12 protein-coding genes and 2 tRNA genes are annotated in these 17,851 nt (G+C 40.4%); all 14 read left to right on the forward strand.

Annotated features, from left to right (window positions below; all coding sequences use genetic code 11):
• The first annotated feature begins 6 nt into the window (after nt 1-6).
• On the forward strand, nt 7-2,136 hold the full coding sequence (gene cooS / locus BLP50_RS00160; RefSeq protein WP_090149150.1) for an anaerobic carbon-monoxide dehydrogenase catalytic subunit: 2,130 nt from the start codon (nt 7-9) through the stop codon (nt 2,134-2,136).
• A 137-nt stretch (nt 2,137-2,273) separates the two neighbouring features.
• Nucleotides 2,274-2,966 carry a DUF975 family protein gene (locus BLP50_RS00165; RefSeq protein WP_176753642.1) on the forward strand — a complete coding sequence of 231 codons (693 nt, stop codon included), beginning with the start codon at nt 2,274-2,276 and terminating at the stop codon, nt 2,964-2,966.
• Nucleotides 2,967-3,281: 315 nt separating this feature from the next.
• Entirely contained in the window at nt 3,282-4,613 is a 1,332-nt protein-coding gene (locus tag BLP50_RS00170; RefSeq protein WP_090149157.1) for an O-acetylhomoserine aminocarboxypropyltransferase/cysteine synthase family protein, read from the forward strand.
• 66 nt (nt 4,614-4,679) lie between these two features.
• The gene (gene cysK, locus BLP50_RS00175; RefSeq protein ID WP_090149160.1) at nt 4,680-5,612 is read left to right on the forward strand and encodes a cysteine synthase A; all 933 of its coding nucleotides are present in this window, start codon (nt 4,680-4,682) and stop codon (nt 5,610-5,612) included.
• A 288-nt stretch (nt 5,613-5,900) separates the two neighbouring features.
• Nucleotides 5,901-8,273 carry a ferrous iron transport protein B gene (gene feoB / locus BLP50_RS00180; RefSeq protein ID WP_090149163.1) on the forward strand — a complete coding sequence of 791 codons (2,373 nt, stop codon included), beginning with the start codon at nt 5,901-5,903 and terminating at the stop codon, nt 8,271-8,273.
• 118 nt (nt 8,274-8,391) lie between these two features.
• Nucleotides 8,392-9,294, forward strand: coding sequence for a LysR family transcriptional regulator (locus BLP50_RS00185; protein WP_090149166.1), 903 nt, complete (start codon nt 8,392-8,394; stop codon nt 9,292-9,294).
• A gap of 5 nt (nt 9,295-9,299) precedes the next feature.
• Nucleotides 9,300-11,744, forward strand: coding sequence for a homocysteine S-methyltransferase family protein (locus BLP50_RS00190; protein ID WP_090149168.1), 2,445 nt, complete (start codon nt 9,300-9,302; stop codon nt 11,742-11,744).
• Nucleotides 11,745-11,762: 18 nt separating this feature from the next.
• Nucleotides 11,763-12,806, forward strand: a complete 1,044-nt coding sequence (rsmH, locus tag BLP50_RS00195) for a 16S rRNA (cytosine(1402)-N(4))-methyltransferase RsmH (protein WP_090149172.1) — start codon at nt 11,763-11,765, stop codon at nt 12,804-12,806.
• A gap of 159 nt (nt 12,807-12,965) precedes the next feature.
• Nucleotides 12,966-14,123 carry an SPFH domain-containing protein gene (locus BLP50_RS00200; protein WP_090149174.1) on the forward strand — a complete coding sequence of 386 codons (1,158 nt, stop codon included), beginning with the start codon at nt 12,966-12,968 and terminating at the stop codon, nt 14,121-14,123.
• A gap of 21 nt (nt 14,124-14,144) precedes the next feature.
• The gene (locus tag BLP50_RS00205; RefSeq protein ID WP_090149176.1) at nt 14,145-15,812 is read left to right on the forward strand and encodes a hypothetical protein; all 1,668 of its coding nucleotides are present in this window, start codon (nt 14,145-14,147) and stop codon (nt 15,810-15,812) included.
• Complete coding sequence (locus tag BLP50_RS14245) at nt 15,799-16,572, forward strand: TPM domain-containing protein (RefSeq protein ID WP_176753643.1); 774 nt, start codon at nt 15,799-15,801, stop codon at nt 16,570-16,572. Before BLP50_RS00205 ends, BLP50_RS14245 begins: the two co-directional genes overlap by 14 nt.
• Before the next feature lie 197 nt (nt 16,573-16,769).
• Nucleotides 16,770-16,842: transfer RNA gene (locus BLP50_RS00215), tRNA-Val, on the forward strand.
• A gap of 26 nt (nt 16,843-16,868) precedes the next feature.
• Nucleotides 16,869-16,942 (forward strand) — tRNA-Met (locus BLP50_RS00220).
• A 339-nt stretch (nt 16,943-17,281) separates the two neighbouring features.
• Nucleotides 17,282-17,824 (forward strand): GNAT family N-acetyltransferase, encoded by a 543-nt coding sequence (locus BLP50_RS00225; protein WP_090149181.1) that lies wholly within the window; start codon nt 17,282-17,284, stop codon nt 17,822-17,824.
• The last annotated feature ends 27 nt before the right edge of the window (nt 17,825-17,851 follow it).

Here is a 17,851-nt window from a genome sequence, read left to right on the forward strand (position 1 = left end):
AGAAAAATGAGCGAAACAAATTCAAAAGAACACTGTCACAATCATTCACATGAACACGACCATTCACATGAACATAATCATTCTCATAAGCATGGGGTGGACCATATCCATTCTCACAGAAATTTAATTGGTTTTGATGCGCACGGTATTCCAACTGTCACACTTAAAGCAAGCGACCATGGTGGAGAAAGCGATCCTGCTGATTTTACAAAGGATTATATGAATGCTGTGCAGGAATACAGAAAGACATTCCCATCTAAGCAGGATGTTATCGAGCAGACACCAGACCCTGCAGTAAGAGAGATGCTTCTAAGAATGGAGCAGTTAGGAATTGATACTGCCTTTGATAGATTCGATGCACAAAAACCACAGTGTAACTTTGGTCTTTGTGGTACTTGCTGCAAAATTTGTAATATGGGCCCATGCCGTATTACTCCAAAGGCTTCTAAGGGTGTGTGCGGTGCTGACGCGGACTTAATCGTTGCAAGAAATCTTCTTCGTTCTGCTGCGGCAGGTGCAGCTCAGCATGGTATGCATGCTAGAGAGGTAATGCTTGCACTTAAAAAGGCAGCAGAGGGTGAGCTTGATGTGCCAATTTTAGGTGAGCAGAAAATCAGAGCTACAGCTGAGGCCTTTGGTATCAGGCAAAAGAATAGACAGATTAAAAATGTGGCAAAGGATTTGGCAGATGCACTTTTAGAGGATTTGTCTAGAACAGTCCCAGCTAAATATAAGACTATAGAGGCCTGCGCATTGCCTGAGAGAAAAAAGGTGTGGAAGGACCTTGATATTTTACCTATCAGTGCTTACCACGAAGTCTTTGAAGCTTATCATAAATCAGGCTGCGCCACTGACGGAGACTGGAAGAGTATCATGCAGCAATTTTTGCGTTGTGGACTTGCATTTACATTCTCAGGTGTTGTTGGTGCATCAATTGCTACAGACTCACTTTTTGGTGTTGGAGATAGAGTAACATCAAAGGTCAATATAGGAGCTCTCAAGAAGGGCTATGTAAATATAGCTGTTCATGGTCATTTGCCACTTCTTGTAAGTGAGATTGTAAAGGCTGGAAAGCGTGAAGATTTAATTGAGCTTGCTAAGTCAAAGGGGGCAAAGGGAATTCGTTTTTACGGCATTTGCTGTTCAGGACTTTCAGCTATGTATAGAGATAGTGGTGTTATTCCTCTTTCTAATGCGGTATCTGCAGAGCTTGTTCTTGGAACAGGTGCTCTTGACCTTTGGGTGGCAGATGTGCAGGATGTTTTCCCATCTATTATGGATGTGGCAAAGTGCTTTAAGACTGCAGTTATTACTACAAGTGAATCAGCAAGACTTCCTGGTGCAGAGAGATTTGAATACGATCATCATCATAGCAATCTTTCTGAGACTAAGTCACTTGCAGAGAGAATTGTTCGCCGCGCTATTGAAAGCTTTGAGGAGAGAAAGGGCATCCCTGTATTTATCCCTCCATTTGAAGTAGAGGCTGAAGTAGGATTTTCAGTTGAATATATTCACAAGAGATTTGGCAGCATGAAGCCCCTTGCTGAGGCTATCAAGTCGGGACAGATTCTTGGTGTTGTAAATATGGTTGGATGTAACAATCCAAAGGTACTATATGAAAAGTGTATTGTAGATGTAGCTGATGAGCTTCTCAAGAATAATGTGCTTATCATAACAAATGGATGTGCGTCATTCCCTCTTATGAAGCTTGGCTATTGTGCTATTTCTGGAAAGGAAAAAGCAGGGGAATCTCTAAGAGAGTTCTTAGAGCCTGATTTGCCACCAGTATGGCATGTGGGAGAATGTATCGATAATACTCGTTCTACTGGAATTTTTGCAGGAATTGCAGGTGAGCTTAAGAAAGATTTATATGAGCTTCCATTTGCATTCTCCTCTCCAGAATGGGGCAATGAAAAGGGTATAGATGCGGCACTTGGATTTAGACTTAATGGTATAAATTCTTATCATTGTGTTGAGGCGCCAATATATGGTTCTCAAAATGTAATCGAGTTCTTAAAGCATGGAACAAAGGAATTATTAGGTTCTACTATGAACGTAAATACGGATCCAGTAGCTCTTGCAAAGCAAATTGTTGCTGATATGAAGGAAAAACGAAAGGCTCTTGGCTGGGATTAGTGAAAAATCAGTGAATTTTGTAAAAGAAATGTGAATTAATACGTGATACGACGCTGATGGGTTATAATTATTACCAGTGAAAGATGATATGTGATATTTCTATAACGAAATATTATTGCTTTGAAAGGAGACCTGTTATGTGGACTATTGGGGAAGTTAAAAGTATAGGAAAGGCAGCCTTTAAGGCTAACTATTGGAAATGTGTTTTAGTAGCATTGATTCTAGGTGCTGTATCAGGGGCAGCAACTTACTCTATAAGGGAAAGAAGCGAGTATGATCCTAAAGAAGTTGCTACAGCATTTATTTATGGATTATCCGCTGAGGAATTGAGGGCGATTATTGCATTTTTCGCAGGATTAATAGGGCTTGTTCTTTTAATAGGTTTCTTAATCCAGATTTTTATTAAGAATCCACTTCAAGTTGGATGCTATAGATTCTTTAAAAAGAATGTAGAAGATGGTCAGGCTGAGCTAGGAATTATTGGTGAAGGCTTTGGGGATTACGGACGTGTTTTTGTCACTCTTTTATTGAGAGATATATTCTTGTGCCTATGGTCATTGTTATTCTTAATTCCTGGAATCATCAAGATGTACTCTTACAGAATGGTTCCATATATTGTAAAGGATAATCCAGAACTTTCTGCAACAGAGGTTATTACAAAATCTCGTGAGATGATGAATGGCCATAAATGGAAAGCATTTCTACTTGATTTATCATTTATTGGTTGGATTTTCTTAGGTTTAATTACATGTGGTATTGTGTTTGTTTTCTGGACAGCACCTTATATGGAAAGCGCAGATGCAGCACTTTATGTTGAGCTTTCTAAATAACAATTTGTAGGTGTTAAGAACAATTGTTAAATAAGGATTTATAAGAACTATAGCTGGTTATAAATTCTATTGATAGCCGGCTATAGTTTTTTGTTATCGTTAAACCTATTGACCTAGTAGGTAATAACGTTTATGATTACATCAACATAAAACAAAAGCAAACAAAAAGAAAGGCAGGCAGTACAAATGAAGCAGTTATTAATTGATTTTGTAAGACATAATTTTAGAGTAGAGCGAATGCAGTTTTGTTGCTGTAGTCGATGTTGTTAATAAAAAGAAAATAAAAATTGATTGATTTGAAAAGGAGAAAATATTATGAGCAATTATAGATTTGAAACATTAGCACTTCACGTAGGACAGGAAAATCCAGATCCAGCATCTGATGCAAGAGCAGTACCTATTTACCAGACAACTTCATACGTATTTAGAAATTCACAGCATGCAGCTGATAGATTTGGACTTGCAGATGCAGGTAACATTTACGGAAGACTTACTAATTCAACACAGGGTGTTTTAGAAGAGAGAGTTGCAGCAATCGAAGGTGGTACAGCAGCACTTGCAGTTGCATCTGGAGCAGCAGCTATCACATATACAATCGAGGCACTTGCTGCAGGCGGCGGACACATCGTAGCACAGAAGACAATCTATGGTGGCAGCTACAACCTCTTGGCTCACACACTTCCACAGTATGGAGTATCAGCTACATTCGTAGATGCTCACAACCTTAAGGAAGTTGAGGATGCTATTAAGGAAGACACAAAGGCAATCTACATTGAGACACTTGGAAATCCAAATTCAGATATTCCTGATATTGATGCACTTGCAGAAATCGCTCATCGCCATGACCTTCCACTTGTTGTTGATAACACATTTGGCGCAGCTTACTGGGTACGTCCAATCGAGCACGGTGCAGACATCGTAGTTCACTCAGCAACAAAGTTCTTTGGTGGTCACGGAACAACACTTGGTGGCGTTATCGTTGAGGCTGGTACATATGATTGGAAGAAGAGCGGAAAGTTCCCTGCAATCGCAGAGCCAAATCCAAGCTATCATGGTATTTCATTTGCAGATGCTACAGCACCAGCTGCATTTGTAACATATATCAGAGCAATCCTTCTTCGTGATACAGGAGCTACAATTTCTCCATTTAATGCATTCCTTCTTCTTCAGGGAATCGAGACACTTCCACTTCGTCTCGACAGACATGCAGAGAATACAGCAAAGGTTGTTGAGTTCCTTAAGAATCATCCAAAGGTTGCTAAGGTAAATCATCCATCACTTGAGGATCATCCAGATCACGAGCTTTATAAGAAGTACTTCCCTAAGAATGGTGGTAGTATCTTCACATTCGAAATCAAGGGCGGCAAGGAAGCAGCATACAAGTTTATTGACAATCTTGAGATTTTCTCAATCCTTGCAAATGTAGCAGACGTTAAGAGCCTTGTTATTCATCCTGCAACAACTACTCATTCTCAGCTTACAGAGGAAGAGCTTTTAGATCAGGGTATTACACAGTCTACAATCAGACTTTCAATTGGTACAGAGCATATTGATGATATCATCGAGGATCTTGAGAAGGGCTTTGCAGCCATCGATGGTGTTAGCAGCGTAGGTACAGATTCAAATTCAAATACAAAGGCCGTTTAATTTAAATAGCGGATAAACACATTAAGTTGTATACTAAAAATAGTTTTTTTACACGGAGGTTATGTTATGGCAAACATTTACAAGAGCGCATCAGAGCTCATCGGCAACACACCACTTGTAGAGGTGACAAATATTGAGAAGGAACTTGGCCTTGAGGCAAAGGTTTTAGTTAAGCTTGAGTACTTCAATCCAGCAGGTTCAGTAAAGGATAGAGTAGCACTTGCTATGATCGAGGATGCTGAGCAGAAGGGCCAGCTCAAGGAGGGTTCAGTTATCATCGAGCCTACATCAGGTAACACAGGTATCGGTCTTGCAGCTATCGCAGCAGCAAAGGGATACAGAGCTATCCTTACAATGCCTGAGACAATGTCAGTAGAGCGTAGAAATATTCTTAAGGCTTACGGTGCAGAAATCGTTCTCACAGAGGGCTCAAAGGGTATGAAGGGCGCTATCGCAAAGGCTGAGGAGCTTGCTGCTGAAATCGAAGGCAGCTTCATCCCAGGTCAGTTCGTTAACCCTGCAAACTCAGCTGCTCATCGCAGCACAACTGGTCCAGAAATCTGGAAGGATACAGATGGACAGGTTGATCTTTTCATCGCAGGTGTAGGTACAGGCGGTACTGTAACAGGTGTTGGCGAGTACTTAAAGAGCCAGAATCCTAACGTTAAGGTAGTAGCACTTGAGCCAAAGGATTCTCCAGTTCTTTCAGAAGGCAAGGCTGGCGCTCACAAGATTCAGGGTATCGGTGCTGGTTTCGTTCCAGATGTACTTAATACAAAGATTTATGATGAAGTATTTGTAGCAGAGTCTGATGATGCATTTAAGGCTGCTAAGCTTCTTGCAAAGAAGGAAGGTATCTCAGTTGGTATTTCTTCAGGTGCTGCACTTCACGGTGCTATCGAGTACGCAAAGAAGCCAGAGAATAAGGGCAAGACAATCGTAGCTCTTCTTCCAGACTCAGGAGACCGTTACTATTCAACACCACTTTTCACTGAATAAAAAATATAAAGCCCACTTCTAGTTTTACATGCTCCCGCAGGGCACCCTTCATACTCGGCCATGGGGCCCACCCGCCCGGTGTAGGTCCCTCCCATGACCGGCATGACGCTTCCCTGCTTGCGCTTGCCTAGACTGGTGTGTGGGCTTTTTTTGTGTCCTAAACGATTGGTGGAGGCTCTTTTTACGCCCTAAACGATTGGTGTGTGGGCTTTTTTTATGCCCTAAACCACGGTTAGTATGCTATAATAGGAGGCGTTTATAACTAACTATGATTAGAGGAGTCGAAACTTGGATTTAAGTAAACTTAATATTGGCAAAACTGCTACGGTTAAGGCAGTTGGAGGAAGCGGTGCCCTAAGGCAACATTTCCTTGATATGGGCATTATCCCCGGTTCAGATGTGTCCATGATTAAGTATGCACCAATGGGAGACCCTATAGAAATTCGTATTTCCGGATATGAGCTTACCATCAGACTGGCAGATGCTAAGCAAATAGAAATCGATAATATTAGGGATATATCTGGTGCGGATAGTGAGGCTATTCATGACCACGAGAAGCAAATAAAAGAAATACCTCATCCAGCCCTTGGCGAGGAGGCAGGCACCCATGATTATGAGGTGGAGCACAAGGCAAAGGCTGTTAACACAGGTATGCTTACTTTTGCCCTTGTAGGCAATCAGAATTGCGGTAAGACTACACTTTTTAATCAGCTGACAGGGGCTAACCAGCACGTGGGCAATTTCCCTGGAGTTACAGTTGATAGAAAAAGCGGTTCAATAAAGGGGCATCCTAATACTGAGGTGGTGGACTTACCTGGTATTTATTCTATGAGCCCTTATACCAGTGAGGAGATTGTCTCTCGTAGATTTGTCCTTGAAGAAAAGCCTACAGCTATTATTAATATTGTTGATGCCACAAATATAGAGAGAAATCTGTACCTTACTATGCAGCTTTTAGAGCTTGAAATACCTACTATTTTAGCTCTCAATATGATGGATGAAATGGCTGGTAATGGTGGTTCGGTACTTATAAATAAGCTGGAGGATTTGTTACAGATTCCTGTAGTTCCAATTTCTGCAGCTAAAAATGAGGGTATAGCAGAGCTCGTTTCCCATGCTATTCATATTGCAAAATATAATGAAAAGCCAGGTCGCACGGATTTCTGTGGTAAGGAAGACCACAATGGAGCAGTTCACAGAGCCATTCATGGTGTCATGAGCCTTATAGAGGATCATGCAGAAAAGGCAGATATACCAATTCGTTTTGCTGCCACAAAGCTTTTAGAGGGGGATATGCTTGTATCTAAGGCACTGGGCCTAGATGAAAATGAGCAAGATACCCTTGAAAAAATAGTCCTTCAAATGGAAAAGGAACGTGGTCTTGATAGAGCCGCAGCGATGGCTGATATGCGATTTACATTCATAAACCGTATATGCGAAGAGACAGTTGTTAAGCCAAAGGAAAGTAGAGAGCATATCAGAAGTAGAAATCTTGATAGATTTTTCACCGGTAAGTGGACTGCAATCCCTGCGTTTATAGGTATAATGGCTCTTGTTTTTTATTTGACATTCAATGTTATAGGAGCATTTTTGCAGGGATTACTGGAAGACGGAATAGGAGTGCTAACTGAGGCAGTGGATAAATTGCTTACTGCAGGTGATGTGGCGGCGCCTATTCATTCTCTTGTGATAGATGCCATATTTACAGGTGTTGGTTCTGTACTTAGCTTCGTACCTATTATTGTGGTACTTTATTTCTTTCTATCAATGCTTGAGGACAGTGGCTACATGGCACGAGTTGCCTTTGTGATGGATAAGCTTTTAAGAAGAATCGGTCTATCTGGTCGAAGCATTGTGCCAATGCTTATCGGTTTTGGATGTTCTGTTCCTGCTATTATGTCTACAAGAACACTTCCTTCTGATAGAGATAGAAAAATGACGCAGCTTTTGATTCCATTTATGAGTTGTAGTGCCAAGATGCCAATTTATGCATTTTTTGCGGCAGCATTTTTCCCTAATAGAGCAGCCCTTGTAATGGTGGGCCTATATATTATTGGAATAGTTGTTGCTGTGGTTGTTGCTCTTTGCAGCAAGAACACCTTATTTAAAGGCGAGGCGGTGCCATTTGTTATGGAACTTCCAAACTATCGTCTACCAGGACTTAAAAGCGTGTTAATGCTTATGTGGGATAAGGCTAAGGATTTCATACAAAGGGCCTTTACAGTTATTTTCCTTGGTACAATAGCAGTATGGTTCCTACAGAACTTTAATTTCTATTTCCATATGGTTGAGTCATCTGAGGATAGTATTTTAGCAGCACTTTCCGGAGTGCTTGCACCGATATTTATCCCGCTTGGCTTCGGAAGTTGGAAGATGGTTACTTCTTTGATTTCAGGATTCCTGGCAAAAGAAAGTGTGGTTTCAATGATAACTGTACTTTATGGTGGGATGTCTGGCATGCAATCAGAGATTACTCCGCTGACAGCGTTTGTATTTTTAATTTTCTGCTTGCTCTACACACCATGTGTGGCAGCTATAGCAGCAGAAAAAAGAGAGGCTGGCCGCAAGGCCGCACTGAAGATGGTCATTTTTCAATGTGCAGTAGCATGGCTTGTAGCTTTCCTGGTTAGAGCAGTAGGACTTGCGCTAGGGTTTAATTAGAAAATATTGATATCACTATTTTTAAGGGCGGTTCATCTTGGACTGCCCTTATTATTATGTTAAAATCTTTAGCAGAGTAAAGTGAGGATATAAATCTATATCAAGTAGGAGAGTATAAATGGAGATTAAGCAATTAAAATATTTTGTTGTCTCTGCGGATGTGGGCTCTTTTAGTGAGGCGGCCAAGGTGCTTTTTACAACACAGTCAAGTGTAAGCAAGGTGGTGTCTTCGCTTGAAAGTGAGCTAGAGTATCCTCTATTTAAGAGGGAGAGCAGAGGTATATCTCTTACAGAAAAGGGCAAAGCATTTTATCAGAAGGCTAGCCATATAGTTCTTGATTTTGACAGGTTAGAGAGTGAAAATTCCAATTTACAAAAAAATGTTGTTAGGATTGGAATGAATCATAGCTCTTGGCTCTCAAATTGTTTTTCCAAGTTCTATGATAATCATAGGGGTGATGATGCTTGTTTTTATATTCATGCTGATAGCACTATGAATTTAATTGAGCGAATCCGTCAAGATGATGATGAAATAGGATTTATATACGTATTTCCGGATTCGCGACCACAGATTGAATACATGATTAAGAAGTACAATCTTAGATTCGTTAGCTTAAAGGCAATGAATGGTATGGTTTACTTGCAACCAGAGGATATGGTAAATACGAATATACCACAGGCTCAGAGTCTGAAGGGACTTAAGTTTATTCAGTCTGAGAATGATGAATATCTTAGATATGGTAAATGGACTACCTCTGATGGTGAGCTTATAGATATAAGTCAGGATATATCGGTTGTCACTAATAGTGATTATGTCATGCATTACATGCTTGAGAAGAATCACTTGGCTAATCTTAGCGCGGCTTCCTTTAACAGCTACGAAAGTGGCTATGGGCCAGGATTAGAGTTATTTAATGAGGGTGGCCAGATTGAGTTTGGATATTTGATAAATAGGGAATATACACCAGGGACTCTTGCACTAGAGTTTTTGGATTATGTTAGACATGCAATTGAGGAGTAGTATTAATGACGAGAAATGATTTTAGACAGTTACTTGAAATGAGAACGGTATTTATTGATGGGGCTACAGGAACTGAGCTTCAAAAGAGGGGGATGCCCGCAGGAGTTTGTCCAGAAAAATGGATTCTTGATAATCCATGGGCAATTCAGGAGATTCAAAAGGCATATTATGAGGCTGGCTCAGATATAGTCCTTGCACCTACATTTACCGCTTCACCTATTAAGTTGGCTGAGTATGGTCTTGAAGATGACATGGTAGAAATGAATAGGGGACTTATTCGTCTTACAAGACAGGTGGCACCTGAGGGTAAGTTTGTAGCTGCAGATATTTCAATGACTGGCAAGCAGCTTTATCCTCTTGGAGATTTGATGTTTGAGGATTTGGTCGACTGTTATAAGGCTCAGGTAGAGGCGATTCTCTTAGAGGGAGTTGATCTTTTTGTAGTGGAGACAATGATGAGTCTTCAGGAGTGCCGAGCAGCTGTTCTTGCCATTAAGGAGTTATGTGATTTACCTATTATTGTATCTCTTACATATAATCCTGATGGAAAGACTCTATACGGCACATCTCCAGATACAGCCACTATTGTTTTGCAATCAATGGGTGTTGACTGCGTGGGAATGAACTGTAGTACAGGACCAGATGCTATGCTTGAGCTAGTTCAGCAGATGGCAAAGGTTGCAACAGTTCCTATCATTGTAAAGCCAAATGCAGGTCTTCCTGAGCTTGAAAATGGTAAGACTGTATATAAGATGACTCCAGAGGAGTTTACAGATGCTAGTGAGAAATTATATGAGGCAGGAGCGTCCCTTTTTGGTGGATGCTGTGGCTCTACACCAGACCATATTAGAGCACTTGTATCTAGACTTAAGGACAAGCCTGTTCATGAAATTATAGATAGACCACTTCGTGTAGTTACATCAGAGAGAAAAAATACATGGATTGATTTAGATGGTCCATTTATGGTTATTGGCGAGAGAATTAATCCTACTGGTAAGAAAAAGTTCCAGGAGACTCTTAAGAATGGTTCGCTTTCTATGGTTGTTGATTTTGCCAGAGAGCAGGAAGAAAGAGGCGCCAACATTCTCGATGTCAACATGGGTATGAATGGCATCGATGAAAAGCAGATGATGATTGATAGTATATATGAGGTTACATCAGCGGTTGATTTACCTCTTTGCCTTGATACTAGCCATGTGGATGTTATGGAGGCAGCACTTCGTATATATCCAGGTCGTGCTCTTATTAATTCTATTTCAGCAGAGGAAGAGAAAATGATTCCTATGCTAAAGTTGGCTAAGAAATATGGAGCTATGTTTATCACACTTCCTCTTTCAGGGGCAGGACTTCCAAAGGATATAGAGGAAAAGAAGCAGCATATTAATACAGTTCTTACTAATGCTGTAGAGCTAGGACTTAAAAAAGAGGATGCTGTTGTTGATGTACTTGTACAGACAGTAGGTGCTGAGGGTACAGCAGGCTTACAGTGCTTTGAGACAATAGAATATTGTAAATACGAATTGGGACTTCCTACTGTTTGTGGCCTTTCAAACATTTCATTTGGTATGCCTAATAGACAGTTTGTTAATACAACATACCTTACTATAGCTGTTAGTAAGGGACTTACTATGGCTATTGCAAACCCAAATCAGGAAATGCTTATGTATTGCGCTGCAGCTGCAGATACACTTATGAATAAGGCAGGGGCTCTAGAGAAGTATTCTTCGCTTCCTGTTGTTGAGACTAAGGCTGCGACTGCTTCTGCAGGAGCTGGTGCTCAGGCTTCAGGTGGAGGACTATCTGTTGCCAATGCCTGCGATGGTGTGAGCCCAATAGCAGAGTGTGTAATTAAGGGTAAAAAGGACCAGATTGTTTCAGAGATTCAAAAGGTTTTGGATGAAGGCATGGATCCTCAGGTTATTATAGAGGAGCACTTAATCAAGGGAATCAATGTGGTAGGCGAGCTCTACGATAAAAAGAAATATTTCCTTCCACAGCTTATAGCTGGTGCTAATGCTATGGAACTTGGCATGAAACATATTGAACCACTTCTTGCCAGTGCGGATGGGGAGTCAAAGGCTACAATAGTTATAGCTACAGTAGAGGGTGATATACACGATATTGGTAAGAACCTTGTGGCGCTTATGCTTAAGAACTACGGCTACAATGTTATTGACCTAGGAAAAGATGTACCTGCTGAGACTATCATAGATAAGGCAGTAGAAGTTAATGCTGATATTATCGGGCTATCTGCTCTTATGACTACTACTATGATGCGTATGGATGATGTGGTTAAGCTTGCTAAGGAAAAGGGCTGCCATGCTCAGATTATTATTGGAGGAGCATGTATCAATGAATCATTTAAGGATGAGATAAATGCAGATGGTTATTCTGCAGATGCAGCAGAGGCTGTAAAGCTTGTGCAGAATCTAATGACCAAGTTTGCATAGTTAACAATAGGAGAGTTAATGGAAGAAATTAAGCACAAAAGAAGGGTAAGATACTCTGGAAAATATCCTAAGAAATTCGAGGAGAAATACAAAGAACACAATCCTGAAAAATACAAGGATACAATAGAGCGTGTTATCAGTAAGGGCTCCACTCCTGCTGGTATGCATATTTCTATTATGGTAAATGAGATACTTGAGTTTTTACAGATTAAGCCTGGACAACAGGGCCTTGATTGTACTTTAGGATATGGTGGACATACTAGAAAGATGCTAGAGCAGCTTGATGGTAATGGATGTATCTATGGACTGGATGTGGATCCTATTGAATCTAAAAAGACTGTGGAGAGGCTTAGAAATGCCGGCTTTGGAGAGGATAAATTTCAGTTTAGGCTCATTAATTTTGCAAATATAGACAAGGTGGCAGAAGAAGCAGGCCAATTTGATTTTGTCTTAGCCGACCTTGGAGTATCATCTATGCAGATAGATAATCCGCAGAGGGGTTTTTCATACAAGATAGATGGACCATTAGATTTGCGACTTGACCCTGAACATGGTGAGAGTGCGGCTCAGCGTCTTCGCAGTATTACTGAGGAAGAGTTCATAGGGATGATGATTGAAAACTCTGATGAGCCTTATGCAGAGGAGATAGCTCACAAGGTATTTACGCTTATGTCAAAGGGCAATCCTATGGATACAACAACAGCCCTTCGTGAGGCAATAACAGAGGCTCTTTGGAAGGTTCCTAAGGAGGAAAAGGACCAGGCGATTAAGAAGAGCTGTGCCAGAGTATTTCAGGCGTTACGTATAGACGTTAACAGTGAGTTCGAGGTGCTTTATTCATTCCTAGAAAAGCTACCTGGTGTACTAAAGCCAGGAGGAAGAGCAGCCATCCTTACTTTCCATTCAGGAGAGGATAGACTTGTGAAAAAGTCATTTAAAGAGCTTGCCCGTCAGGGAGTGTATTCAGAGGTATCATCAGATGTGATTCGTCCATCGGCAGAGGAGTGTAGAATTAATCCTCGTAGTAAATCTACTAAGATGCGTTGGGCGATTAAGAAATAATTAGGGATATTAAATGGGAATACATATTTCTTTTAAAAAATTACAAAAATATTACGGCTTGTACTTTAATGTGCAGGCCTTTTTTGTTAAAATTATAAAGGTTATGTAAATACCCAATAATGATAAAAACAATAATTTAGATGTGAGGGAGGAAAAGTCATGGGATTAATTAAGGCTTTTACAGGCTCAGTTTCAGGAGAACTAGCTAACCAGTGGAAGGAACTTTTTGTATGCGACTCTATGGATAACAGTGTGTTATTAAAGAGAGCAGAGCACAAGGTTTCTGGTCGTAGTACAAATACTAAAGGAGATCAGGATGTTATTACAAAGGGGTCAGTAGTTATCGTTAACGAAGGACAGTGTGCTCTTTTAGTAGATAGCGGTAAGATTATTGATTTAGCTGCAGAGCCAGGTGCATACGAGTGGGAGGACAATGGTTCAGCTTCTATTTTTGCAGGCAATTTTGCAGCAGTATTTAAGGAGTTTGGCAGAAGATTCACATTTGGTGGAGAGAAGCCAGTGCAGCAGCGTGTATATTTTGTTAATACAAAGGATATTATTGGTCTTAAGTTCGGTACACCAAGCCCAATCCTTTTTAGAATTTTAGATCAGAATATTGGTCTTGATATGGATACAAACCTCAAGTGCAATGGTAACTACAGCCTTCAGGTTACAGATCCTACTCAGCTTTATTCTACACTTGCTGGTAATGTTAAGGATGAGTACACTATCGAGGATGTTCAGGATCAGCTTAGAGCTACATTTATTCAGGCTCTTCAGCCAGCTCTTGGCAAGCTTTCTGCAATGGGAATCAGACCGTCAGGTATTCCTAGCTACACTAAGGAAATCTCTGAGGCAATGGCAGATGAGCTTGATCATGATTGGACAGAAAAATACGGTCTTGCTATTACATCTGTTCAGATTCTTTCTACAACAATTCCAGAAGAGGATGCAGCAACTCTTAAGGAGCTTCAGAAGACAGGTGCACTTCGTTCTCAGGCAATGGCAGGTGCTACACTTGTACAGGCTCAGGCTGAGGCTATGAAGGCAGCAGCTTCTAATGAAAATGGTGCAGCTATGGGATTCTTTGGAATGAACATGGCTATGCAGGCAGGTGGAGCTAATGGTGCAGATTTATTAAATGCAGGTGCACAGTCTGGTCAGCCACAGGGACAGCCTATGCCACAGGCTCAGCCAGGCCAGTTCAATGAGGTTCAGTCACAGGGCCAGGCACCAGCCGGTAGATGGTTCTGTCCAAATTGCGGTAATGAAAACTTTGGCAATTTCTGTGTAAATTGTGGAACAAAGAGACCATAGATTATTCGGGGAGATTGATTTATGGCTACAATGTTTCCTTGCCCTAATTGCGGAGGGCAACTTAGATATTCAATTAAGGACAAGCAATTAAAATGTATGTCGTGTGGTGAGCTTACTGATGTTGAGCAGTACAAGCCTGATGACAGGATAAATGCTGATTCTGTTAACACCAAAATCTACACATGTCCTACATGTAATGGCGAGATCCAGTTAATTGATAATGATGGTATGGAATTTTGTCCGTTTTGCGGCAATCAGGTAACTATGCAGGAGCATTTCTCTACTGAGGGTGCTCCTAAGTATGTGTTGCCTTTTATGATTGATAAACAGGAAGCAAAGCAGAGTTACGTTAGAAATACAATTGATATTTCATTTGCCCCTACAGGGTTAAATGATGATGCTAATGTAGAAAAACTGGTTCCTCTTTATACTCCATATTATCTCTATGATTACAATATTCATGACAAAATAAGTTATAAAGCAGAGAGATATGAGACCACTTCTCAGTACTATGTTACCTACAAAGCCAACATAAAGGTAGACATGGATCTTGATCATTTAAAGGTACCTTTCGATGCTTCACAAGCTTTAGATGATGAGATCGCAGAAAAGCTTGAACCATTTCCTATGGAGAAGCTCAAGCCTTTTAATCCAAATTATTTGGCTGGTTTTTTTGTAGAGAATTCAACGGTTGAGAAGGATTTGTATAAGGATGATTCTGAACACAAGGCGGTGGATTATCTCACATATAAATCTCTAGATAATAGTAATAATTACAGTCCTGAGTTTGGTTCTAAAAACGAAATTAAGAACAATATCTCATCAAGTATTAAATACAATGATACTGAAGGGGCTTATTTACCACTTTATTTCATGACCACGCGATACGGTGATAGAGTGGCGTATTCTATTATAAATGGAGCTACTGGTCAGACATATCTTGATATGCCTATTGAGAAGCGAAAGATGTTTATAGCAGGTGCATTTGCTTCTCTAGGTATATTTGCATTACTGGTTTGTCTCAGTTTCCTCTTTAACTTTAGTTTCAAAGTTAAGACTCTTTGTTTGTTTAGTGCCTTTATGTCATCTGTGATTGCATATATTGGAGCAGGTCTAGCTAATAAGACCTATCGCTCTGACAATCATTTGGACGATAAGGGATACTACATGAATAATGCCAATCTGGATGAAGAGCACAGAGTAAATGGTAAAAAAGAATACTATGCAGATAAAATGAGAAAGTCAAAGCCTTTTGGTCATCCGGGCCAGATTTTAGGATTAGTTGCGTCTGCTATAGCCATTTTTGTAGTTTTTCAGCTTGCTACAGGAAATTTTGGATTTATAGAGTGGTTATTTTATGGCTTGTCACAGGTTAGTTCTGGTGGAACTAATTATCTTGGTATAATTGGTTATATTGCAACCGGTGTAATCATACTTATAGCTCTGTTTAAAGTTGGCAAGGGCAAAAAGACAGTTTTGTTTTTAGGTATTTTAAGTTGGATATTGGCAGTTGCAATTAGAATAATTAATAATCCTGATGACTTATTTTATTATGGAGCGCTGATTATCGTATTTACGATACTTGTTATTTCTATAAATGCAATAGTAGATGAGTACAATAGATCAGCGACTCATCCATCTCCTCATTTTGAGAGAAAAGGAGGTGGCCTTGAAAATGCGAGAAATTAAAAGAATTTTAATGATAGTTGCAGTTGCTCTTGTATTTGCAATGCCTCTTTCTGTAAGGGCTGCATCAGACAATGTAGCTATTCAGGATGACGCTAACCTTCTTTCAGAATCAGAAGAGCAGGAATTATATGATTATCTTTCTTCATTAGATGATGGAATAAATTATATTGCAGTTACAGCTGAAGACTCAAATTTCAATGATACTGATTCTACTTTAGAGTATTATTATTCAAATACTTTCTCAAAATATGAAGATGGAATCGCATTCATTATTGATATGTATCATCGCGAGGTATATATCCAGGGATATGGAGATGTGCAGAAGCAGTTAAGAAGTGATGATTGTACAGATATCACGGATAATATATATCGCTATGCTTCAAGGCAAGAGTATTTTGACTGTATCAAAATGGCTTTTACCCAGGCAGATACAATTGTAAATAAGGGATTTATCTTAAGACCTATGAGATTTATTGTTTCATTCCTTATTTCTATTATCTTGGGATACTTCTTTGTATTTAGAAGAGCTATGAGGCAAAGAGCTAAGTTTGCTCCTTATGGAGATATTGCTTCTACAGTTGTTACGGTAGGTGCGCCTATTGCTGGCACTGTTATGGTTTATGATACTATTCGCAGACATCGAAGCAGTGATAGCGGAGGAAGCTCCGGAGGCTTTGGTGGCGGTGGCTTCAGTGGAGGCGGAGGCGGCTTCAGCGGCGGAGGTGGCGGTGGCCACTCCGGTGGAGGACACAGCTTCTAAAAGGATGTATTTAATGGTAATATGGTGGGCGCAGGCATTGTCCTGCGCCTTTAATAATCTAAAAGTTAAACGTGATTTTCAGCCAATTATACAAATAAAAAAAAGTATTGCGAATATTAAATATTTGGTTGACAATACAGGCACCCTTTGTTATATTTATCTAGTCGCTTGAAGCGGTAACAATCGCGAAAAGCTCTGGGATCTTAGCTCAGCTGGGAGAGCATCTGCCTTACAAGCAGAGGGTCACAGGTTCGAGCCCTGTAGGTCCCATTCAAAATCAAATATTTAGTTATTGAGGCGAGATAGCTCAGTTGGCTAGAGCACGCGGTTCATACCCGCGGTGTCGAGGGTTCGAATCCCCCTCTCGCTACGAAAAATAAAAGCTAGACCAAAGGGTCTAGCTTTTATTTTTGTATCTCGAGGGAGCTTCGAATTGAGCCTGACCCGCGGGTACCGCGGTGGCGAGGTTGCTGGCGTCCAGTGGACGCCGTTCAGCAACGACCGAGCCGGCAGGCGAGAATTCGAATCCCCCTCTCTCGCGAAGAATAAAAGCTTAGGCCTTTTTTATTGGATTTTGTTCCTTAATACTATATACTCTTCCTAAAAGATTTGTTGCAAATTAGGGCAATGTATAACAAGTAGCAAATATGCACTCTATAACTAATGTGTCGGGGATGTTTATGATGTTGTGGTTTTGGAGGGAATAAGAATGATATTACATACAGACAGATTAATTCTTAGATCTTGGGAAGAGAAAGACGCTGAGGATTTATATAAATATGCTAGTCATCCAGAGGTTGGACCAATTGCTGGCTGGCCAGTACATACTAGTGTGGAAAATAGTCGCGAAATAATTCGAGATGTTTTATCTGCACCTGATACCTATGCAATGGTATTAAAGGAAACAGGTCATCCTGTTGGAAGCATAGGTCTTATGGTTGGTGAAGCAAGTAACCTTCGTGTACCTGATAATGAAGGTGAAATTGGTTATTGGATTGGTGTACCTTACTGGGGGCAGGGATTAGTGCCTGAAGCTGTACGGGAGATAATGAGATACGGCTTTGAAGATAAGCAGCTTGATAAGATATGGTGCGGATATTTTGAGGGAAATACAAAGTCTAAACGTGTTCAAGAAAAATGTGGATTTCATTTTCATCACACAGCAGATAATGTTCCTTGTGCAATCGAGGGTGTATTTAGAACTGAGCATGTTAATTGTATTTCTAAAGAGGAATGGAATTTGCAAAACTAGGCATTATATTGGTCAAAGATACCAGAG

This window comes from Pseudobutyrivibrio sp. AR14 (assembly GCF_900101325.1).
GTDB lineage: Bacteria > Bacillota > Clostridia > Lachnospirales > Lachnospiraceae > Pseudobutyrivibrio.